20 protein-coding genes are annotated in these 21,744 nt (G+C 66.1%); 7 read left to right on the top strand and 13 right to left on the bottom strand.

Annotated elements, in window-relative coordinates:
* Positions 1-38 precede the first annotated feature (38 nt).
* Genes CLU93_RS25285 through CLU93_RS25295 form a run of 3 tightly spaced genes read right to left on the bottom strand, consistent with a single transcriptional unit; the run spans position 39 to position 1,560 of the window.
* Entirely contained in the window at positions 39-839 is an 801-nt protein-coding gene (locus CLU93_RS25285) for a L,D-transpeptidase (RefSeq protein ID WP_143451812.1), read from the bottom strand.
* A gap of 17 nt (positions 840-856) precedes the next feature.
* Positions 857-1,315: a MepB family protein gene (locus CLU93_RS25290; RefSeq protein ID WP_099763855.1), complete on the bottom strand. Its 459-nt coding sequence runs from the start codon at positions 1,313-1,315 to the stop codon at positions 857-859.
* On the bottom strand, positions 1,312-1,560 hold the full coding sequence (locus CLU93_RS25295) for a hypothetical protein (protein ID WP_257225093.1): 249 nt from the start codon (positions 1,558-1,560) through the stop codon (positions 1,312-1,314). Before CLU93_RS25295 ends, CLU93_RS25290 begins: the two co-directional genes overlap by 4 nt.
* 83 nt (positions 1,561-1,643) lie before the next feature.
* Here CLU93_RS25295 and CLU93_RS25300 point away from each other — a divergent pair, with 83 nt between their 5' ends.
* A complete protein-coding gene (locus CLU93_RS25300; protein WP_099763856.1) occupies positions 1,644-2,006 on the top strand; it encodes a TfoX/Sxy family protein in 363 nt (120 codons plus the stop codon).
* Here the strand turns inward: CLU93_RS25300 and CLU93_RS25305 are convergent.
* From CLU93_RS25305 to CLU93_RS25335, 7 genes are all read right to left on the bottom strand, one after another.
* Positions 1,995-2,999 carry a 2-hydroxyacid dehydrogenase gene (locus CLU93_RS25305; protein WP_099763857.1) on the bottom strand — a complete coding sequence of 335 codons (1,005 nt, stop codon included), beginning with the start codon at positions 2,997-2,999 and terminating at the stop codon, positions 1,995-1,997. The genes CLU93_RS25300 and CLU93_RS25305 overlap by 12 nt on opposite strands.
* A gap of 96 nt (positions 3,000-3,095) precedes the next feature.
* Positions 3,096-4,289 carry a hypothetical protein gene (locus CLU93_RS25310; protein WP_099764595.1) on the bottom strand — a complete coding sequence of 398 codons (1,194 nt, stop codon included), beginning with the start codon at positions 4,287-4,289 and terminating at the stop codon, positions 3,096-3,098.
* 46 nt (positions 4,290-4,335) lie between these two features.
* The gene (locus tag CLU93_RS25315) at positions 4,336-5,526 is read right to left on the bottom strand and encodes a hypothetical protein (protein WP_099763858.1); all 1,191 of its coding nucleotides are present in this window, start codon (positions 5,524-5,526) and stop codon (positions 4,336-4,338) included.
* A 2-nt stretch (positions 5,527-5,528) separates the two neighbouring features.
* The gene (locus CLU93_RS25320) at positions 5,529-7,094 is read right to left on the bottom strand and encodes an MBOAT family O-acyltransferase (protein ID WP_099763859.1); all 1,566 of its coding nucleotides are present in this window, start codon (positions 7,092-7,094) and stop codon (positions 5,529-5,531) included.
* A complete protein-coding gene (locus tag CLU93_RS25325; RefSeq protein ID WP_257225094.1) occupies positions 7,084-8,157 on the bottom strand; it encodes a glycosyltransferase family 4 protein in 1,074 nt (357 codons plus the stop codon). The genes CLU93_RS25320 and CLU93_RS25325 overlap by 11 nt, the downstream gene beginning before the upstream one ends.
* A 2-nt stretch (positions 8,158-8,159) precedes the next feature.
* Positions 8,160-9,641 (bottom strand): lipopolysaccharide biosynthesis protein, encoded by a 1,482-nt coding sequence (locus tag CLU93_RS25330; protein WP_099763861.1) that lies wholly within the window; start codon positions 9,639-9,641, stop codon positions 8,160-8,162.
* A 15-nt stretch (positions 9,642-9,656) separates the two neighbouring features.
* Entirely contained in the window at positions 9,657-11,741 is a 2,085-nt protein-coding gene (locus CLU93_RS25335; RefSeq protein ID WP_257225095.1) for a glycosyltransferase, read from the bottom strand.
* Positions 11,742-11,878: 137 nt separating this feature from the next.
* On the opposite strand from CLU93_RS25335, the gene CLU93_RS25340 reads away from it, so the two are divergent.
* Positions 11,879-13,171 carry a putative O-glycosylation ligase, exosortase A system-associated gene (locus CLU93_RS25340; protein WP_099763863.1) on the top strand — a complete coding sequence of 431 codons (1,293 nt, stop codon included), beginning with the start codon at positions 11,879-11,881 and terminating at the stop codon, positions 13,169-13,171.
* The gene (locus CLU93_RS25345; RefSeq protein ID WP_099763864.1) at positions 13,168-14,103 is read left to right on the top strand and encodes a polysaccharide deacetylase family protein; all 936 of its coding nucleotides are present in this window, start codon (positions 13,168-13,170) and stop codon (positions 14,101-14,103) included. The genes CLU93_RS25340 and CLU93_RS25345 overlap by 4 nt, the downstream gene beginning before the upstream one ends.
* On the opposite strand, the gene CLU93_RS25350 is transcribed toward CLU93_RS25345, so the two are convergent.
* From CLU93_RS25350 to CLU93_RS25360, 3 genes are read right to left on the bottom strand one after another with little or no spacing between them, the layout of a single operon-like run.
* The gene (locus CLU93_RS25350) at positions 14,012-15,940 is read right to left on the bottom strand and encodes an asparagine synthetase B family protein (protein ID WP_099763865.1); all 1,929 of its coding nucleotides are present in this window, start codon (positions 15,938-15,940) and stop codon (positions 14,012-14,014) included. The two genes, CLU93_RS25345 and CLU93_RS25350, sit on opposite strands and share 92 nt — an antisense overlap.
* Complete coding sequence (locus CLU93_RS25355) at positions 15,937-17,196, bottom strand: pyridoxal-dependent decarboxylase, exosortase A system-associated (RefSeq protein WP_099763866.1); 1,260 nt, start codon at positions 17,194-17,196, stop codon at positions 15,937-15,939. Before CLU93_RS25355 ends, CLU93_RS25350 begins: the two co-directional genes overlap by 4 nt.
* The gene (locus CLU93_RS25360; RefSeq protein WP_099763867.1) at positions 17,193-18,797 is read right to left on the bottom strand and encodes an acyl-CoA ligase (AMP-forming), exosortase A system-associated; all 1,605 of its coding nucleotides are present in this window, start codon (positions 18,795-18,797) and stop codon (positions 17,193-17,195) included. The genes CLU93_RS25355 and CLU93_RS25360 overlap by 4 nt, the downstream gene beginning before the upstream one ends.
* 210 nt (positions 18,798-19,007) lie before the next feature.
* Between CLU93_RS25360 and CLU93_RS25365 the strand changes: the two genes are divergently transcribed.
* Genes CLU93_RS25365 through CLU93_RS25380 form a run of 4 tightly spaced genes read left to right on the top strand, consistent with a single transcriptional unit; the run spans position 19,008 to position 21,728 of the window.
* Positions 19,008-19,766, top strand: a complete 759-nt coding sequence (locus CLU93_RS25365) for a hypothetical protein (protein WP_099764596.1) — start codon at positions 19,008-19,010, stop codon at positions 19,764-19,766.
* Entirely contained in the window at positions 19,745-19,990 is a 246-nt protein-coding gene (locus tag CLU93_RS25370) for an acyl carrier protein (RefSeq protein ID WP_099763868.1), read from the top strand. The genes CLU93_RS25365 and CLU93_RS25370 overlap by 22 nt, the downstream gene beginning before the upstream one ends.
* Positions 19,987-20,844: a hydrolase 2, exosortase A system-associated gene (locus tag CLU93_RS25375; protein ID WP_099763869.1), complete on the top strand. Its 858-nt coding sequence runs from the start codon at positions 19,987-19,989 to the stop codon at positions 20,842-20,844. Before CLU93_RS25370 ends, CLU93_RS25375 begins: the two co-directional genes overlap by 4 nt.
* Positions 20,841-21,728 (top strand): hydrolase 1, exosortase A system-associated, encoded by an 888-nt coding sequence (locus tag CLU93_RS25380; RefSeq protein ID WP_099763870.1) that lies wholly within the window; start codon positions 20,841-20,843, stop codon positions 21,726-21,728. The genes CLU93_RS25375 and CLU93_RS25380 overlap by 4 nt, the downstream gene beginning before the upstream one ends.
* The last annotated feature ends 16 nt before the right edge of the window (positions 21,729-21,744 follow it).

Genomic DNA, 21,744 nt, shown 5'->3' on the forward strand with positions numbered 1-21,744 from the left:
TGAGAGGCAGCGTGTTGTGGCTAGTCGTGATTGCAGCACTAGGGTTTGGGCGCGGGCGACCATGCAGGCCGCACTTGCGTCAGCGAATCGACGATAACCATATACTGCCCCGGCCATTCAATGATATCGCGATCCGCTTTGAGCACCCACAAATGGCGGCCGTCCTTGACGGCTTGTTCATAGACTGCATCGAGCAAACCGTGTGAATCGAGAAAAACATTCAATGTGGCTGGAATGCGGATGCAGCCCTCGGAAGCAACATTGCCCAAGCGAGCTTCCAGCACATCCGGATCGGTGGCGTGCATTTGCAAGCGCATCTGGCTGATGGCGCCCGTGCCCCAGCCGCGCTGTGCCTGTTGCCAACCAAAATCGAAGACGCGCATGCCGCGCCGTCCATAGCCACGAATGTGATTGTCGTTGAGCGTGCCTTCGGAGCGAAAGTCGGGATTTTCCAGGGTATGTGGAAACACTCCCAACGGCGTCAAGAAATGATTATAGCTTCCCACCTTGCCCGTCGAGACGGCCGTGGCACCGATGAACGACCATGCATCTTGCTCTGTATGCAAGATCACAAAGGCGGCCTGTACTTGCGGGCTGCGGTCCACCAGCAGCACAGTCTGTGCTGACGTATCGGTGACATTGGCATCGGCCAACGCTTGTTTCAACAGCGCCACATAGCGCGCCTGGTCGGCCGCTGGCACCTCCAGCCGATGATCGACTTCGCGCGCGAATTGCGCGCGCCACGCGTCGGCGCCCGGATCGGGCGGCGCCGCGACCACCGCCAGCGGCCAGAGCGCTACGCCCAGACACAACATCAACACAGACTTATCAATTTTCATACAAATCATTTGTTTCCTTAATAAAACAATCTATCCAGCCGCGGCTGGTCCCCCGCCGCCACAAACCACTCCACCTGCCAGCGCTGCGTGCGCAGGGCCTGGGTAGATTCTGGCAGGCACCACGGCGGATACACGCGCAGCGCGCGCTTGCCGCCGCTGCCCGCGCGCGACATCACGCCGCGTTCGAGCAGCACGCTGCGCGGAAAAATGAAAAAGCCGTGCTGCGCGCCGTCGTCCACGGCGATGATGACGATATCGACGGGGTCCGCTTCATCGAGCGGGGCGATCTCGGCATCGGGATGGGGACGCTTCCAGACGGTGACGAACTGGCCGGTTTTCGTCGGCGTGGTTTTGGCCACGCGCAAGACCAGCCGCTTGCCGTGCAGTTCGGCGCGGCAGGCGCCGTAGTCCGCGCTTTCCTCTTCCGGCACGGGCGCTTGTGGCAAGCCCAGGAAGGCCCATGGACCGGCCTTCATTGCGCGCTGAACTCGGCTGCGGCCTTGGCCGCCCACAGCGCCTCGGCGTGGCTGGCGAACGGGCTGTCATAGCTGTCGACCTTGCCGTCTTCGTCGACAAAGTACAGCCACCAGCCATCGGCCTGCTCGCGGATGGCGGTCTGGCCCGGCGCACAATGGGTTTCGACGGACTGGCCGGCGGCCAGGGTGGCGATGCTGATGCCGCGGTGAATAATAGGCTCGGGTGTCATAGAAAAATACGTCATGCGAAAAAATCAATAGATGTAGTGTAGCCTTGCCGGCGACTCCTGACCAGTGCGCTACACTGCTGTTTCAAACGGAGGACAACATGGCATCACAGCAAGGCACGGTGGATTTTTTGCTCGATCAACTGGCGGGCGCGGGCAGCATCAACGCGAAAAAAATGTTTGGCGAATATGGCCTGTATTGCGACGGCAAGATGTTCGCCATCGTCGCCGACGACCAGCTGTTCATCAAGCCGACGGACGCGGGCCGCGCCTGGATCAGTACGATGAGCACGCCGCAGGAGGCGCCGCCCTATCCGCAAGCCAAGCCGTATTTCCTCATCGATGGCGGCCTGTGGGACGAGCGTGAGTGGCTCAGTCAGCTGGCGCGGCGCACGGCGGACGCCTTGCCGCTGCCGAAACCCAAGCCGCCGCCCAAGCCCAGAAAACCGGCCTCAGCCAGCTAATACGCTGTTTTCACACGCTTTGCCCTGCAGGAAGCATTGCAGGTTGTGATAGGTGATGGCGGCGATCTCGCGCAGCGCTTCGATGGTGAAGAAGCCCTGGTGGCCCGTCACGAGCACGTTCGGGAAGGTCATCAGGCGCTGGAAGATGTCGTCGTCGATGATGTCGGACGAGCGGTCCTGGAAGAACAGATTGCTTTCCTGCTCGTACACATCGATGGCCAGGGAACCCAGCTGGCGCGATTTGAGCGCTTCGATGACGGCGCCCGTGTCGATCAGGCCGCCGCGCGAGGTGTTGACCAGCATGGCGCCCTTCTTCATCAGCGGCAAGGTCGCTTCGCTGATCATGTGGCGCGTGCTCTCCATCAGGGGGCAATGCAGGGAGACGATGTCGGATTCGGCCAGCAGCTGCGGCAGTTCCACCATCGTGCCCAGCTGCGCGAACGCGGGCGCCGGATACGGGTCGTGGCCCAGTACCGTGCAGCCGAAACCTTTAAAAATGCGCGCCGTGGCCAGGCCAATCTTGCCCGTGCCGACGATGCCCACGGTCTTGCCGTGCAAGGTAGAGCCCAGCAAGCCATCGAGCGAGAAATTGCCTTCGCGCACGCGGGCATACGCGCGGTGCGTGTGGCGGTTCAGCGTTTGCACCAGGGCCAGCGTGTATTCGGCCACGGCTTCCGGCGAATACGCGGGCACGCGGGCGACAAAAAAGCCAAGGCGCCTGGCCGCTTCCAGGTCGAGGTTGTTGTAGCCGGCGCAGCGCAGCAGGATGGCGCGCACGCCATAGCCGTGCAGGGCTTCCAGCACGGGCGCGTCGAGCACGTCGTTGACGAAGACGCAGACGGCCTCGGCGCCTTGCGCCAGGATCGCGGTTTCCTGGCTCAGCAAGGCACTGTGGTAGACCAGTTCGATGCTGTCCGGCTCGGGTTGGGATGGCAAGGCTTCATCGAAGAAACGGCGGTCGTAGGGCTGGCTGGCAAAGAAGGCGATTTTCATGGTGAGTCCTGGAACTTGCTGAATGGCAAAACAGCATCATAGCGCAAGCGCCCTGCCCCACGCTGTACGCCTTGTACGCCTGGCACCGTTGATCGCCTATTTGGCTTCGCGGGGCAAGGTCAGCACGTGGCGCAGATACGCCGTTTCCTCGGCGTGCTGCAGGTGGTAGCGCTCGCGCGCGGCGCGCGTGGCCGCCTGGTGAGCCGCGATGCCGTTTTCCGTCAGCTCGACGCCGAAGTCGGCCGGCGGCTGCTCGGGGCCGCCGAACAGGCGCGCCAGGATGAAGCGGCCCACATTGTCGCGGTAGTGCGATGCTTCCCAGTAATAGCGCATCTCGCGCGCGCCCGTCACTTGCGGGATAGCTTCGCTGGTGATGCTGTTAAAGCCCGAAAAATCCACCAGGCGCACGTCGCAGCCCTGGCGCCGGTAACGCCCGGCCATCCGCGTCAGGTCGCGCTGCCATGCTTCCATGGCATCCCACTTGCCGCGCCAGTACAGGGCGTCGAGGGTGAGCGCATGCGTGGGGTTGATGTACAGGCGCAAGCGCGTGCCGCCCCGGCACAGTTTGCCGACGCTCGCGTCGAAGGCGCGCAGCGCAGGTTCGGTCGGCCCCAGGCCATCGCCGAATTCCTGCAGGCGCGGCGTGAAGGCGCGCGCCGTGCCAGTCCAAGTACGGTTGCGGCTGGTGAGGCAGGACTCGTCGCGCTGGCCGTGCAGCGCCAGGCTGGACAGGCAGACGCCGTCATAGTTGCCGTTGAGGATGCGCCAGGTGTCGCGCGTCATGTCGACAGTCAGGCCGCGCTTGAGATTGAGCAAGGCGCGCCGCGCGAAGAACGCGGGGCCGCCGGCCGTCAAGCCCGGTTCCACGCCGGCCGAGCCCAGTTCCAGCGAGAACGAGGGGGCGTCGATGCCCCACACCATGGTGTCGACATGGCTGACCCTGGCCGCGTGCTCGGCCAGGCGCATGGCTTCGCCGATGGAGGCGCCCGAGACGGCGCTATTGAAGACGCTCTTGCCTTCGAACAAAGTGCGCGCACTGTTCGCCGGCAAGCCCATTTCCGTGCGCGAGTTGCCGATATACACGATGGCGGGCCGATAGCGCGCCACGGCATACGTCTTGCCCCACACGCTGAGTTTTTCCGTCGTCGGGCGCAATCGCTGCAGCAGCGGACTGTCCCACTGGTGCAGCAAGTACGGATCGACGTGATAATTCACGGCCGAAACGAGGGCCAGCGCGGCCAGCACGCAGGCAAGAAAGATGGCGAGGTAGCGGCGGGCGGTGGTGTCCATGGTCAGCATTGGAAGGTGAAAAATGGCGTATTTGTGGGGCTTTGCATCAACGCCGGATCAGCGGTCCGTCCAGCACCCGCTGCGCATAGGCCACCTCGCGCGCATGTTCCACGCGATAGCGCTCGCGCGCGGCGCGCGTGGCCGCCTGGTGGTCGTCGATGTTGGCCTGCGTCAGCTCCACGCCGAAATCGGCCGGCGCCGGCGTGCCGCCGCCGAACAACCGCGCAAGGATCAAGCGGCCAACATTGTCCCGGTAATGCGACACTTCCCAGTAATAATGCATGTCGGGCTTGCCGCTGACGAGCGGGGTCGCTTCCGTCGTGATGCTGTTAAAGCCGGAAAAATCATGCAGGCGCACATCGCAGCCCTGCGCGCGGTGGCGCTCGACGAGCTGCACCAGGGCGCGTTGCCAGGCCTGCATGGCATCCCACTTGCCGCGCCAGTGCAGCGCGTACAAGGTCAGCGCATGCGTGGGGTTGATGTACAGGCGCAGGCGCGTGCCGCTCCGGCACAGCTTGCCGATACTGGCGTCGAGCGCTGGTGTCGACGGCGGTGTCGGCCCCAGGCCGTCGCCGAATTCCTGCAACCGCACGGGAATGGCATCCTTGGTACCGAGCCAGTGCTCGATGCCCTTGAGGGTGCACGTCTCGTCGCGCTGCCCGTACACGGCCAGGTTGGAGCGGCAGGTATCGCCGGCATGGCCTGTCAGGATGCGCACGCTGTCCTGCGTCATGTCCAGGGTCAGGCCGCGCTTCAGGTTGACCAGGGCGCGCTGGATGAAAAAGCCGTGGCGGGCGCCCGTCAGGCTGTCTTCCACGCGCGCCGCGCCCATGTCCAGGGAAAAAGTGGGCGCATCGATGCCCCACACCATGGTCTCGACGCGGCTGACCCTGGCCGCATGCTCGGCCAGGCGGATGGCGTCGCCGATCGAGGCCCCGGACACGGCGCTGTTGAAGATCCTCTTGCCGTCGAACAAGGCACGCACGCGCGTCGGCAAACCCATTTCCGTGCGCGAATTGCCGATGTAGATGATGGCCGGCCGGTAGCGCGCCACGGCATAGGTCTTGGCCCAGGCGCCGAGCTTTTCGTTCAGCTGGCGCGGACGCTGCAGCAAGGGACTGTCCCACTGGTGCAGCAGGTAGGGATCGACCTGGTAATTCATGAACGAGATGGCGCCGAGCACCAGGCCGACGCAGGCGAGGAAGCAGACAAGATAGCGGCGACCGGCAGTGTCCATGCTCAGAACTGGAAATAGAGAAATTCGGTGACCCGGTTCATGCCGAAGATGCAGGCGACGAACAGCGCGGCAAAGCCCACGCTCCAGCGGCGCGTGGGGCGCCAGCTGAAGGCCCAGCGCCCTGAAGGTTGAAATATTCTTTCAATGGCGGGCTCGTAGAGAAAGAATATTTCTTGCGTGTTGGGCGCCTTGAACGCCAGCAACATGGCGCCCAGCAGCACGGGCAAGCCGGGGCCCGCCAGTTCGATCCAGCGGATGCCATCGAAGGCCGGATGCAAGCCCCACTGCGCCAGACCGGCCGCATGGCTGGCCAGGCCGCGCGGCAGGCTCACGCCATTCGCCCCCACCAGCGCGCCGCTGATGTCCCAGGCCGTGGCCACGTCGGGCGCGCGGAAGAAGATCCAGGCCAGCATCACGGCAAGAAAGGTCAATACGGTTGGCCACCAGCGCAGCCAGTAGTACCCCCGCGCCGCGCCGAAGAGCCGTTGCCACGCCTGCTGCAGCACCAGATACAGACCGTGCAAGCCGCCCCAGATGACAAAGGTCCAGCCGGCGCCATGCCACAGGCCGCCCAGCAGCATGGTCAGCATCAGGTTGCGGTAGCGCATGGCTTCGCCATGGCGGCTGCCGCCCAGGGGAATATATAAGTAATCACGCAGGAAACGCGACAAGGTCATGTGCCAGCGGCGCCAGAAATCGGCGATATTGGCCGCCTTGTACGGCGAATTGAAGTTCAACGGCAATTTCACGCCGAACAGGCGCGACAGGCCGATGGCCATGTCCGAATAGCCGGAAAAGTCGAAGTACAGCTGGAAGGTGTAGGCCAGCACGCCGATCCACGCCTCGATCAGGGTGGGTGTAGCCCCAGCCGCGAAGACGGGCATGGCCAGCGGCGACAGGTTGTCGGCGATCAGCACTTTTTTGGCCAGCCCGATGGTAAAGATCGACAGGCCGATGGCGAAATTGGCGGCGCGTGGATGGGCGTTGGCCGGGTCGGCGAACTGCGGCATCATGTCGCGGTGGTGCAGCACGGGGCCGGCGATCAAATGGGGGAAATAGCTGACGAACAGCACGTAATGAATGAAGCGGTATTCGCGCACCTCGCTCCGGTAGCAATCGACGAGGAAGGCGATCTGCGTGAAGGTAAAGAACGAAATGCCGATCGGCAGGATGATGTCGAGGCCGGACCACGGCAGGCTGCCAGCGCCAGCGCCAGCACCGGCGGCCACGGCGACGGCGTTGACGCTATCGATGAAGAAATTCGCATATTTATAGTAGGCAAGCAGCCCCAGATTCAAGACCAGGGCCGCCACCAGCGCGCGCTTGCGGGCCGCGCCCGCGCGCGCACCGATCAGGCGGCCGGCGCCGTAATTGACGCAGATCGACGCCAGCAGCAGCGGCAGGTAGCGCACGTCCCACCAGGCATAGAAGAACAGCGAGGCGAGCGCCAGCCACAAGGCTGGCGCCAGGCGCCAGCTGGCCGAGGACGTCAATCGGTCCAGCAGAAAATAGCCGGCCAGCACGATGGGCAGATAGCCGAACAGGAAGGCGAAGGAATTAAACAGCATGCTGCCTCCTGGCAGGCAAGGACTGCAGCAGGTAATAACACTCGGCAATCTGCGCCGCCACCCGCTCCCACGTAAAACGTTCCACCAGCGCTTGCACGCGGGCGCGCTCGGGCGGCAACGCCAGCAAGTCGAGGATGGCCTGGCGCTGCGCGGGGCCATCGTCCCAGGCCACCTTGCGCAGCGCGAACGCGGAATCGGGCAAGTCCAGCGCGCTTTGCGCCGTCATGACGACGGGCGTGCCGGCCGCCAGCGCTTCCAGCACGCTCAAGGGAAACACTTCGCCCTGGCTGGGCAGGGCTGCCACGGCCGCCGCATGGTAGGCGCTGGCCAGCAGCGGGTCGGTGTGCTCGAGCGCGCCGAGCCAGCTGACGTGCGGCAAGTCCAGCAACTGCTGCAGATATGCCTGCTGTTCGCGCGGCGCGGCGCCGATCAGCACCAGGGGCAAGCCGGCCCCTGCCAGTGCCTGCGCCAGCCCCAGCTGGTTTTTATACGGTGAAATACTGCCCGTCATCAGCACGAACGGCCCGGCAATGCCTGTTTCGCGCAGGAACAAGTCGCCATTGGCCGTGAAGAAATGCGGATTGATCCCGTTCGGCAAGACGCGAATGGCGTCGGCCTGCATGCCGAAACCTTGCACGATGGCATCGCGCTCAGCCTCGCCCAGGGCGATCACCACGTCGGCCAGTTGCAGGGCGCGCCGTGTTTGCGCATAGCTCGTTTGCACCATCCACTCCGTCAGGCGCCCTGCCAGCCGGTCGGCCAACCGCGCGCGCCAGGCGCTGGCACGGCCCCAGCCCGGCGACAGCAGCGGCGACAGCACCACGGGCACGCCTTGCTCACTGGCCATTTCCATGATGCGGTAAGTGCCATTGCTGGCCGAGAACACGTGCAGCACGTCGAAATCGGCCAGCCGCTGATGGTTGGCGTCGACCAGTTGCACTTCCAGGGGCCGCGCAGCTTGCTGGGGCAGCCGGTTCAGCGCGGCAATGGTTTCGCGTACCTGGATCTGCAAGCCGCCGTCGCGCTGGAACAGCATCGGGTAGGACAAGATACCGACACGCATGGTCATCCTTTCGTGCATTTGACTGCCAGCCAGCGGCCAGCCAACTTGCGTTGTAACAACAAGAATTCGCCGGCCAGTTCATGTTTCAACAGGAACAGACCGGCCAGCCAGCACAGCAAGGTGACCAGTGCCGTGCCCGTCAGCGCCAGCAGCGCCGGCGTATCAACAGGCAGCCACAGCAGCGCAGCGAGGGGCGCCACGCCGCTGAGACCGCAGAGCAGCAGGCTTTTGCGCACGGCCCGCGCCAGGGTGCGCCAGTCGAGTGCGCTCAAGCGCCGCAGACAGCCATACACCAGCCAGCTGCGCAGAACACTGCTGAGCACCACGGCCCAGGCCACGGCCACCAGGCCGAATGGCGCCGCAGCCAGCAGCAGCGCCACTTTGATTGCGCCAGCGCAGGCATCGAGCCGCACCTGCGCATGCAGCTGGCCCGTCGCCACGAACAGGTAGCGGGCCATGCTGAACATGCTATACACGGCCGAGGACAGGCACATGATGCGGATCAAGGGCACACATCCTAGCCATTGCGTGCCATACAACACCTTGACCAGGGGCAAAGCCATGCAGGCGAGGAAGAGAAAAAACGGCCAGGCCAGCGCCGTCATGTAGCTGATCGTGCGCAGATACACGAGCTCCGCCCCGCCCTGCCCCCCTTGCTCTCGACCTTCGCGCGCGCGCGCCGCAAACAGGGGAAACACCACGGGAGAAATCGCGCTGGTGATGGCTTGGTTGAAGATATTGAGTACGCTTTGCGCCTTGCCGAACAGGGCCAGGCTTTCAATGCCAATCAGCTTGCCGATGATCAGGTCCGGCGCCGCCACGCCCGCCTCGTCAACCAGGCCGCCACCCGTCGCATACGCACCAAAACGGGCGATATCGCCGATGCCGCGCCGTCCCGGCAGCCACGGCAGTTCCCGCGGCCGCACCAGCAGGCTGACTGCCAGCGAGGCGCAGGAACCGGCCAGCGCCGCCCATACCATGCTCATGTAACTGTAGCCCCGCAGCGCCAGCAGCACGGCCACCAGCAGGTTGACCACGCTATTGGCCCCATTGATGGCGTAAATGGCGCGAAAGCGCAGTTGCCGGCGCAACATGGGCAGCGTCAAGGCGCTGAACGGTATCAGCAGGAAATTGACCGACAGCAGCCGCAGTACCAGGGTCAGCCGCGGTTCGCCATAGAAATGCGCGAGCGGCGCACTGGCCAGCAGCACCAGGCCCGCCAGCAGCCAGGCGACGAGCAGGCTGGTGGCCAGTGCGGCGCGCAGTTTCACGGCATCGAGCTGCTTTTCCTGGATCAGGTATTGCCCCACGCCAAAATCGCGCACCACTTGCGCCAGCGCCACCAGCACGGCACCCAGCGAATACACGCCCACCTCGGCCGGCGTCAGCAGGCGCGACAGCACCATGGTGGCGATGATGCCCAGCAGCAGCACCGTGTATTTCTCGGCAAACGAAAACAGAAACGAATGGCGGGTGGCGCTCATGCGGGCCGCCCGCGCCTACACGAGGCCCGCATAGAACTGCCGCAACTGGCGTTCCAGGCGCGGCATCGAATAGCGCTGCACGGTTTCCTCGCGCGCCAGCCGTCCCATGCGGGCGCGCCGGGGCGCATCAACCAGCAACTGGGCCACGGCCGCGCAGGCGGCATGCTCGTCGTCGAGCGGCAGCAGCAAGCCGCCTTCACTATCGTGCAGGATATCGCGGGTGCCCGGCACATCCGTCCCCACCGCCGGCACGCCGCAGGCCATGGCCTCAATCGTGGCGATGCCGAAACCCTCGTTTTTACTCAGCAGCACGTGCAGGTCGAAGGCCGGCATCAACAGCTCGACGCGCTGCTGGAAGCCGGCAAACACCACGCGCTCCTGCAAACCCGATTGCTGCGCCTGCAGCCGGAGCATGGCTTCCAGCGGCCCCGTGCCCACCAGCACCAAATATAAGTTGGGGAACTGCGGCGCCAGCCTGGCGAACAGGGCCAGCAGCGCTTGCGGACGCTTTTGCGCGGAGAGTCGCGCCACGCAGCCGAGCACCAGCGAGTCCGGCGGCAGCCCCAGTTGCTTGCGCGCCTGTATTCTCCGTTCGGGCGAAACAGTAAAGGTGTCCGTATCGACGCCGTTGGGAATCACGGCCAGCCGCGTTTGCGGCGCCAGCATGTCGCGGTACAGGTCGAGGAAATGCCGCATGGCCGAGTCCGACACGGCATACACGCCTTTGACGCTGCGAAACGCCTCTTCCAGCCGAGGCCGCTGCCAGTCGCTGAAGGTTTCCAGGGGAAACGCGTTGTGCACGCTGATCACGGCCGGCAAGCGGCATTGCCGCGCCAGCCACAGGATGGAAGCGCCATATGCCGTCCAGCAAAAGGCCACGTGGACGAGATCTGGCCGCAGCCGCCGCAGCCGCCACGCGCCCGTGACTCTGGCGCGCAGCCAATTCCAGCGGCGCCAAGCCCAGTGCTCGAGAAACAAGGGCGGCTCGTACACGCGCACTTGCATCTGCCTTGCGCGCAAGTCTTGCGCCCAGGCAGCAAAACCGGGAAAGCGCCGCAGCGCCAGCACGCTGTCATAGCCGCTCGCGCCCAGCATCTGCGCCTCTTGCGCCATGCGCAGCTCCATGCCGCCCAGCTCGCCCGAATAACTGCTGATGACGATGCGCGGCAGGCGTTTTCTACGTCCGCGCCACGTTTCATGGAAGAAGCCGCGCAGCCAGGCGCGTTCCCACTGGCGCAGGAACAGCTCGGCATGGTCGCGCCGCAGCCAGGCCCGCACGGCGCCGAGCGACTCGCGCACGTATCGGCCCAGCATCCAGCGCGGCACACCCAGCCATTCCACGCTGGGCGCGAAGGTCGCCAGCCGGCATTGACCCCGGCCAAACAGCATGGCGCGGCGCAGTATCCAGGCGCGCTGCACTTGCTGTGGGCGGATGATGTGCGCCACCCTGGCCTGCGGACAGAACCAGGAAGGATTGCCGGCCGCATGCATCTCCAGGTTGAGCCGGGTTTCGCTGCCCATGGCGTAATTGGCTCCCTGCGGGCCGATGCTTTCGTCATAGCGGGCGCCCGCCTCGAAGATGCGGCGGCGTATCGCCATGTTGGCGCCCCACACCAGGCCCGGATAGATGGGCGCGTCGCGCAAATCGGGGCTGGTAATGCCCCACGTCAAGCCGACAGGCGTCAGGCGCAGCAGCCAGTCGGCCGGCTTTTCCCGCCAGGCGGGCACGATGGCGCCGCCGAACAGGGCGTAGCCGGGGTGGGCACGCGCGCAGTCCTGCAGCCGGCACAGCCAGTCGGATGCGGGCATGGCATCGTCGTCGCCAAAGACGAACAGCTCGCTGCCATCGCCGTTTGAGCGCAAGGCGTGCTCGACGGCCCCATTCAGGGCGGGACTGCGGCCGCGCCGCGCCACGTAGAGATAGCTCAAGGGCAAGCGGCCGCGAAAGGCGGCGATCACCTGGGCCGTGGCATCCGTGCTGCCATTGTCGGCGATAACCAGGCGCCAGCCGCCCACGGGCGAACGCAGCGCCATGTAGGCGCGCAATACCTGGGGCAAAGTGCCGGCGCCATTGTAGGTCGCCATGAGAACGGTCAACAAGGACATGCCTCCTTGGTCTTACCATGACAAAACTATGCATCAAGCAGTATTGATCCAGTGTACTGAGCCTGCCCGCCAGCCCGTTGACAGGCATCAAGACCTTGCTCAGCCGGGCAACACCAGGAGCGTCCCCCTTCATGCGCGACATACTGATTACCATCATCATCCTCGGTTCGCTGCCCTTCATCCTGAAGTCACCGGCCATCGGCGGCCTGATGTGGGTCTGGGTCAGCGTGATGAATCCGCATACGCAAGCCTGGGGCTTTGCCACCCACTTGCCGTTCGCCTTCATCATCGCCATCGCCACCATGCTCAGCCTGACGGTGACGCGCGAGCCGAAAAGTCTGCCGCTGACGCCCGTCAGCGTGCTGCTGCTGCTGTTCGTGGCGTGGATGAATGTCACGGCCCTGTTCGCGCTGCTGCCGGCATCGTCATGGATGCAGTGGAACAAGGTCATGAAGATCATGCTGATGAGCTTTGTCATCATGATGGTGATACGCACGCGGCGCGACATCGTGCGCCTGATCTGGGTGCTGGTGGGCTCGCTCGGCTATTACGGCGTGAAAGGCGGCATCTTCACCATCCGCAGCGGCGGCACGGAGCGGGTCTGGGGCCCGGAAGATACCTTTATTGGGGACAACAATGCATTGGCGCTGGCCCTGATCATCACCATTCCCCTCATGTATTACCTGCAGCAAAACACGGACAAACGCTGGGTGCGCCACGGCTTGTCCGCGGCGATGCTGCTGTCGGCGCTGGCCGCGCTGGGTTCGTACTCGCGCGGCGGCCTGCTGGCCATCGCCGCCATGGGCCTGTTCATGTGGCTGAAAAGCGACCGCAAGCTGGTGCTGGGCGCGCTGCTCGGCGCCGTCGCGCCCCTGCTGCTGGCCTTCATGCCCGAACGCTGGGCCGAACGCATGGACACCATCAATACCTACCAGGACGATGAATCGGCCATGGGCCGCCTGAATGCCTGGCGCATGGCATGGAACCTGGCGCGCGACCGCTTTCCCGGCGGCGGCTTCGACGTCTCCGACGCCGGCATCTTTGCCCGCTATGCACCGAATCCCATGGACGTGCACGCGGCGCACAGCATCTACTTCCAGGTGCTGGGCGAACACGGCTTCGTCGGCTTGCTGATTTACCTGGCGCTGGGCATCGCCACCTGGCGCACGGCGGGCGCCATCATCCGCCGCACGCGGGGCCAGCCGGAACTGCGCTGGGCGCACGGCCTGGCCACCATGAGCCAGGCCAGCCTGATCGGCTTTGCCGTGGGCGGGGCCTTCCTCAGCCTGCTGTACTTCGACATGCCGTACTACCTGATGGCCGCCCTGATCGCCACGCGCATCATCGTCGAGCGGCAGGCACCAGCCCCGACGGCGCGCCAGGCCCGGGCCAAGGCCAGAGCCGCCATCGCGGAGCAGCCATGAGCGCCACCTTGTCGATTCTGATCTACCACCGCGTGCTGGCGCGGCCCGACCCGCTGTTTCCCGGCGAAGTCGATGCACAGCTGTTCGAGCGCCAGCTGCGCCTGGTGAAACGCTTTTATGCGCCGCTGCCGCTCGCCGAGGCCGTGCAGCGGCTGCAAGATGGCAGCCTGCCCGCGCGCGCCGCCTGCATCACGTTTGACGACGGCTATGCCGACAATGCGCAAGTGGCCTTGCCCTTGCTGCAGCGCCATGGCTTGCACGCCACGTTTTTTATCGCCACGGGCTACCTGGACGGTGGACAGATGTGGAATGACACGGTGATCGAGGCCGTGCGCCAGGCGCCAGGTCCCGTACTCGACTTGCGCGCACTCGGGCTGGACTGCCTGCCCGTCGCCGATCTGGCGCAGCGGCAAGCGGCCATCTCCACCTTGCTGGGCCAGCTCAAGTACTTGCCATTCGCCCGGCGCCAGCAGCTGGCCATGTTCATCCGCCGCCAGGCCGGCGCCACGGCCGGAGCGCCAGCCATGCTGAGCACGGCGCAACTGCGTCAATTACAGGCGGCCGGCATGGAACTGGGTGCGCACACGCTGAGCCACCCGATATTGTCCACCTTGCCGGACCACGCCGCGCGGCTCGACATCGCCAACGGCAAGCATCGGCTGGAAGAGTTGATACAGGCGCCCGTCACCGTGTTTGCGTATCCGAACGGCAAGGCCGGGCGCGATTATGGCGCATCCCACGTGGCGATGGTGCGCAGCCTCGGGTTCACGGCGGCCGTGGCCACGGACTGGGGCGTGGCGCGCCCCGGCGCGGGGCTGGACTTGCTGCAGCTGCCCCGCTTTACGCCGTGGGATCGAGGACGGCTGGCGTTTCTGTGGCGCTTGCGGCAAAACCGTCGGCAAGCGCACCCAGCGCGCCCGGATGCTGGCTGAACCACTGTTCCAGCATCAGCAGCAGCCACACCATGGTGCCGTGATAGGCCGGATGTTCCGCCAGCAAACGGCCTTGCAGATCGTCGATGAAGGCGGGCCGCACGATGCCGCGCCCGCGCAATTGCGTCAGGTTGTCGAACGCAAAGTCGCGCAGCGGCGCATGGCTGTGCAGCCACTGGCCAAAAGGCAAGCCGAAGCCGTGCTTTTTCTTGCGCACGATGGCTGGCGGCAGGATTTCCGCCAGCGCCCGCTTGAAGAAGGGCCGCAGCTGCCTACCGTCGAGCTTGTCGCGCGGCGCCAGGCGCGACGCAAACGCCACCATCGCATCGTGCAGGAAGGGAAAGGCCGCTTCCACGCCCGCCAGCTCGCACGCCTTGCGCACCTTGAACAGGTCGTTGTCGGCCAGGGTAAAGCGCATGTCCAGCGCCAGCAACTCATTGATCTGGCTCAAGCCCTGGCCCTGCCGCTCCCAATACGCGCCATTCACGCAGCCGGGTGCCATGCCAGGGGCTATTGTATCGATAAAACCCGCTTCCAGCACCGTGCGATAACCATGGCGCAGCAGCAGGTTGTAGCCGTCGAGGCGGGCCGGCAGCGGCAGGCTCGCCTGCTCGATGTAGCGGCGCGCCTTGTCGCCCAAGCGCCACGGCTTGCCCCTTTGCTGGCGGAACAGCAGCGGCTCGATGATGGCCTGGCGCAGCATCACGGGCAAGCGTTCATATTGCGACAGCAAGGCCTGGTGCGCATAGCGCTCATTGCCTCCAAACAATTCATCGCCGCCATCGCCACCGAGCAAGCGGGTTACTCCATCCTCGTGCGCCATCTGCGCGCAATAGTAGGCGGGGATGGCCGAGGCATTGCCGAAAGGCTGGTCGAAGATGGCCGCCATGGCGGGAATCGCGGCCAGCACGTCTTCTGGAGTCACGTAGCGCTCGTGGTGGATGCTGCCCGCGTGGCTGGCGGCCAGGCGCGCATACGCCATTTCGTCATAGCCGGGCGCGTCAAAGCCGATGGAATACGTGCGTGCGGGCCGGCCCGTCACCTGCCCCATGATGGCAGCCAGGGTGGAACTGTCGGTGCCGCCGCTGAGAAACGCCCCCGTGCTGGCGCTGTCGTTGCCCAGGCTGCTTTCCACGGCCTGGCGCAGCAGGCGCAGGAATTCCTGCTTGTTGGCGGCAAAGCTGGCTCGCGGGCGTGCAGCGCCTGGCTCCTGGAAGGCCAGCTGCCAGTAGCTGCCCTTGCATTGCCTGCCGCCGCGCACATGCAGGTATTCGCCGGGCAGCAAGCGCTGCTGGCCCAGGTAAGCCGTGCCCGGGCCGGGCACCATGTGGAAATACAGGTAGTGATACAGCGCTTGCGGATCGAGCGCGCCCCGCACGGACGGATGCGCCAGCAAGGCGTCCATCGACGAGGCAAAGAACAGGCCTTGCGCATTGCTTGCATAGCTGAGGGGGTGGATGCCGGCACGGTCCACGGCCAGCAGGGCCGAGCCGGAAAAAGCGTCGAGGATGGCCAAACAGAAAGGCCCCGACAGGCTGGCGCAGGCGGCCACGCCCCGGCTCAGCCACAGGGACGCGAGGCGGCTCGCCACGTCGTCGGCCGACCCGTCGAGCACGGGCCGACCCCAGATGGCCACTTGCAAGCCATCTTGCTGATATACATGGCGACTGCCGTCGATGGCAGCCACGGCCACACCGCCCACTTCGCTCAGGCTGGCGGCGCCGGGCGCGCCATCGAAGCGCGACAGCGGTGCGGCCATGCCCGCCAGCACGGCCAGCGCCGCGCTATCGGCTGGCGCAACACTCTGCGCCGCCAGCCAACCGCACAGGCCGCTCATACGAGCACCTCGGCCGGCAAAGGATGGCCGAGAAAGGCCGTCGGGCTGGCCGTCAAGCCATAGGCGCCCGACTGGAACACCACCACCAGATCGCCCTCCTCGGCGCGCGCCATTTCCATCTGGTCGGCCAGCAAGTCCAGCGGCGTGCACAACGGCCCCACGACGGACGCCACTTCGCGCACCCCGCCCTGCAGCCGGTTGCCGATGGCGACCGGGTAATTCTTGCGGATCAGCTGGCCAAAATTGCCGGAAGCGGCCAGGTGGTGGTGCAAGCCGCCATCCGTGACGAGAAACACTTGCCCATGCGATAGCTTGCGCTCAATCACCTTGCACACATAGATACCGGCCTCGGCCACCAGATAGCGGCCCAGTTCCAGGTTCAGGCGCGCGCCCGGCGCCGCCTGCGCCAGCAGATCGAGCTGCCGCTGCAAGCCTGCGGCCACGGGCGCCAGGTCCAGCGCCTGGTCGCCGGGAAAATACGGTACGCCGAAGCCGCCGCCAATATTCAAGGTGCGCAAGGGCGATGGCGCGCTGTCGGACAGCTGCAGGGCCAGTTGCACGCTCAGCGCTTGCGCTTCCACCAGGGCCGCCGCCGACAGGCTTTGCGAACCAGCATACAGGTGAAAGCCGTGGAAATCCAGGCCCAGCTGGCCGATGCGCCCCAGCAGCGCCGGCACCAGGGCCACATCGACGCCAAACGGCTGCGCGCCACCGCCCATGCGCATGCCCGTGCGGCGCAAGGCGAAGTCGGGATTCACGCGCACGGCCACCCTGGCCGTCACGCCCAGCCGTTCACTGGCCAGCGCCAGCCTTTCCAGCTGCGCGCCCGATTCCACGTTGATCAAGACGCCCGCCGCCACCGCCCGCGCCAGTTCGCCATCGCGCTTGCCCGGCCCCGCAAAACTGATGTGTTCGGCCGCCATGGGCGTATCGAGCGCGGTGGCCAGTTCACCACCCGAAGCCACGTCGATGCCATCGACCAGGCCCGCCAGCCACTGCACCACGGCCGGCATGGGATTGGCCTTCATGGCGTAGTGCAGGTGCACTCCGGCCGGCAAGGCGGCGCGCAGTTCGGCCACGCGGCGCGTGATATGCGCGCGTTCATAGACATAGAACGGCGTGCTGCCCACCCTCTGAGCCAGCCGCTGCAAGGCTACGCCGCCGACCTGCAGCATGTCGTTGTCCACGGCAAACTGCTGGCCCAGGGAAGAGTGCAAAGGCAATTGCGTGCTATTCGAGCGTATCAAATCCTTCATGCCACCTCTCCTGATTGGACCGCATATGCACGCGCCAGTTCCCTGGCCAGCAAGGGACGGTCGATCTTGCCATTCGGATTGCGCGGCAGCACGCCGTCGCGGATCTCTACCCACAGCGGCACCATATAGCTGGGCAAGCGGGCGCGGCAGGCGGCCAGCACCTTGTCGCGTTGCAATTCGACACCGGGCGCGGGTGTGACGAGCAAGGCGATGGCCTGGCCCAGCACGGCATGGGGCAGGCCCAGCGCGACCGCCTCGCCCACCAGCCCGCTTGCATACGCGACTTCCTCGATCTCGGCCGGGCTGACCCGGTAACCGGACGTCTTGATCATGTCATCGCTGCGGCCCACGAAATACAGATAGCCATCCGCATCGCGGCGCACGGTGTCGCCCGACCAGACGGCCAGTTCCGGCAACACCAGGCCGCTCGCCTGCGGCGGCAGCGGCTTGAAGCGCTCGGCAGTGCGCGCCGCATCGTTCCAGTAGCCAAGCGCCACCAGCGCGCCACGGTGCACCAGTTCGCCCGGCTCATCGGCGCCGCACACGCTGCCGTCGGGGCGCAGCACCAGCACTTCCGCATTCGGGATCGCTTGCCCGATGGAATCGGGGCGCCGCTCCAGCTGTTCCGGCGCCAGATAGGTGGAGCGGAACGCTTCCGTCAAGCCATACATCAGGTAGACCTGCGTGCGCGGCAGCGATTCGCGCAGCTTGTCCAGGGTGGAGCGCTGCATCACGCCGCCCGAATTGGTGATGTAGCGCAAAGGCGTGGACAGGGGCCAGCTCAGCTGCGACAGCTGCACCCACAGGGGTGGCACGGCGGCCAGACCCGTGATGGCTTCCTGCTCCACGGCTTCGACGATGTCGCGCAGCAGCAGATAGTTCATCAGCACGGCGCAGGCGCCACTGGCAAACGCCGTCGTCAGCTGGCTCAGGCCATAATCAAAGCTGAGCGGCAGGACGCACAGGATGCGGTCCTGCGGCGTATTGCGCAGGTAGGACGACACGCTGAGCGCGCCGGCCAGCATGTTGCGGTGCGACAGCACCACGCCTTTCGGCCGCCCCGTACTGCCCGAGGTATATAAAATGGCGGCCATGTCGGTGTCGATCACCGTATGCCACAGCAGTGGGAGTGCGGGCGCGGGCGCGGTGGACAGGCCATGCCACGGCAGCACGCGGACCTTGCCCAGCTGCGATTCCGTCGCCCCTTCGCCCGTCAGCAGCACCGTCTGCAAGTCCGGGCAGGCGGCCAGCGCGGGGCCCAGCTGCGCCAGGCGTTCGCGCGAGGTGACGAGGATGGCCACGTTGCAATCGGCCAGGATATACGCCACCTGGTCCGGCTTGAGCAGCGGATTGACGGGCACGAACACGCCGCCTGCCGCCGCCGCGCCAAACATGGCGCTGACGTTTTCAGGGCGTTTTTCCAGATACACGGCCACGCGCGCGCCACGCCGCAAGCCCAGGGTCAGCAAGGTGCCAGCCACTTCGCGCACGGATTGTGCCAGCACGCCATAGCTGATTTCTTCGCCCTGCCAGGACAGGGCCGGCGCTTGGGCCGCGCGCTGCGCCGTCTCGAAGATCAGATCGTGTATCAGTGTCGCCATCGTGTCGCCCCCGGGTTGCCATGATTGCCATGCATTCCCCTATGATTCAGACAAACGGCCACAGCGGTCTTGATTTTGATCAATTAACAGTTTCAGTAACACAGCTTGAGCCGGCGCAAGACCGCCGTTGGCCGCTGCGCTCTAATGGACAGCGTTGGCTGCATAGCCGCCTCATCCCTTACCGCCATGGCCCTGTTTCCACAATTTCCAATGCTGCAACGGCTGAGCGCCAGCCTCAATGAGCTGGGCTGGCGCGACAGCGCCTGGCTGGCCGTGGCGCGCTTGCTGGAAAGCGTGCCGGGCGGGCGCTGCGCGCTGCACCGCTACCAGTTCGTCGCGCAGGCCGTGGCGCCCGGTTCGCTGTGCCGCGGGCGCGGCCAGGCCATCACCGTCACGCCCTGCCTGGAAGAAGCGGACTTGCCGCCCGGCCCCGAGCGCCGCCCCGGCGCGCTGCGCGAACGCTACCGGCAAGGCGCGCAATGCCTGCTGGCCCGCAGTGCGCATGACGCGGGCAAAGACACGGGCAAGGCCAGCATGGCTGGCTGGATCTGGCTGCTGCGCCACGGCTGCCAGGAAGACGAGGTGCGCGCCCGCTATGCGCTGGCCTCGCAGCAGTCGTCGTGGGATCTGGACGTGTGGGTGCATCCCGCGCAGCGCGGCGGCCTGGTCTTCGCCCGCCTGTGGGAAGAAGCCAACGCCGTGCTGTATGCGCAGGGCGTGCGCTGGTCGTGCAGCCGCATTTCGCGTTTCAACCGCGCCTCGCTGGGCGCCCATGCGCGCCTGGGCACGCACGCGCTGGGCACGGCCACCTTTATCCGCTGCGGGCGCTGGCAATGGATGGCCGCCAGCCTGCCGCCGTATGTCCACCTGTCGCGCCACCCGGACGACATCCCCTGCCTGGCCTTCGATACCAGCCGCCTGCCGCACTACCCTTCCCTGGAGCTGACATGCCGCATCTTGAAGCAGTAAAACGCATCCTCGACACCACGCTGGGCTTGAACGGGCGCGCGCTGGAAGAGCACACGCCGCTCTTGGGCAGCGTGCCGGAACTCGACTCGATGGCCGTGATCGGCGTGATCGCCGCGCTGGAAGACCATTTCGGCATCACTGTCGCCGACGACGACATCCACGCGCGCCACTTCGCCACCGTGGGCACCCTGCACGACTTCGTGTTTGCACAGCTGCGGCCATGAACCGCGCCGCCGTCGACGCCCTGCCGCTGCTGCCCTTTTTCCTGCCCGCCAGCGGCGGCCAGCGCTACTGCCTGCTGCACCTGCCGCCGCCTGGCCGCAGCGCGCGCGGCGGCATTCTCTACGTGCCTCCGTTCGCGGAAGAACTCAATAAAAGCCGCCACGTGGCCGCCGCGCAGGCGCGCGCCTTTGCCGCCTTGGGTTACAGCGTGCTGCAGATCGACCTGTTTGGCTGCGGCGACAGCAGCGGCGACTTTGGCGAAGCGCGCTGGGACATCTGGCACAACGACCTGCACCTGGCTTGCGCGTGGCTGGCGCAGCGCGTCGACGGCCCCTTGACCATGTGGGGCTTGCGCCTGGGCGCCCTGCTGGCGCTCGATTTCGCCAGCCGCGCGCCGCTGCCGCTGGCGCGTTTGCTGCTATGGCAGCCGGAAACCGATGGACGGCGCAGCATCGACCGCTTCCTGCGCCTGCGCCTGGCGACCAGCATGCTGGCCGGCGGCACGCGCGAAGCACCGGGCCAGGCGCGCGCCGCACTGGCACAGGGTGAATCTGTGGAAGTGGCCGGCTACCTGCTGGCGCCCGAGCTGGCGCTGGCCATCGATGGCGTCAGCGCAACGGCGCTGCTGCCCTCGGTGCCAATCTACTGGCTCGATTACCAGGCACCGGAGCAAGCCGGCGCACCGTTGCCGCCGCTGGCGAGAACATGGCGCGAACAGGGCGCCGCCGTGCACGTAGCCAGCTTCGGCGACGGCCCGTTCTGGCACAGCGGCGAGCTGCTGGCGTGTCCGCAACTGCTGGCCGCCACGCGAATACTGTGCCGCGACTGGCTCGACGAGGAAAGGACGCCGCCATGAAGCGCGACAGCAATCAGCAGCACCTCGCAGGGCACAGCGTGCGCGAGCTGCCCCTGCGCTTTCGCAGCGCGGCCGAAGACGGTGAAGCGCAGGCGCGCATGGTCGGCATCCTCAGCCTGCCCGCCGCACCGGGCCCGCGCGGCATATTGATCGTCACGGGCGGCCCGCAGTACCGGAGCGGCAGCCATCGCCAGTTCGTCCTGCTGGCCCGCGCCCTGGCCGCGCAAGGCTGGCCCGTGCTGCGTTTCGACTTGCGCGGCATGGGCGACAGCGAGGGTAGCGCGCGCGATTACCGCGCCGCCGGTCCCGACATCGCCGGCGCGCTGGCGCAATTCTTCGACGCCGTGCCGACCTTGCGCGAAGTGGCGCTGTGGGGCTTGTGCGACGGCGCCACGGCGGCCGCCTGCCATGCGCCACGCGATGCCCGCGTCTATGCCCTGATCCTGCTCAATCCGTGGGTACGCAGCAGCGCCGGCCTGGCGCGCGCCACCTTGCGCCATTACTATTTGCCACGCCTGCTGCAAGGCGCGTTCTGGCGCAAGCTGGCCAGCGGCGCACTGCAGCCGGGCGCCAGCCTGGCGTCGCTGCGGCAGGTGGCGGCCGCCACACGGCAGGTAGCAGCGCCAGACAACGACGCACCAGCGCCGGCCCTGCTGCGGGCGCTGACGCAATTCCAGGGCAAGGTACTGCTGATCCTCAGCGGCGACGACCTCGGTGCGCGCGAGTGGCAAACCCTGCTCCATGGCGACGGGGCCTGGCGCGCCGTCGCCGCCCGCGCGCAATGGACACAGGCGCAGATCGACGGCGCCAACCACACCTTCGCCAGCGCCGCCTGGCGCGGCGAAGTCGAACAGCTGTGCATACAGTGGCTGCAGTCATGGTAAGGACAACGCCAAAACG

Source organism: Janthinobacterium sp. 35 (assembly GCF_002754575.1).
Lineage (GTDB): Bacteria > Pseudomonadota > Gammaproteobacteria > Burkholderiales > Burkholderiaceae_D > Janthinobacterium > Janthinobacterium tructae.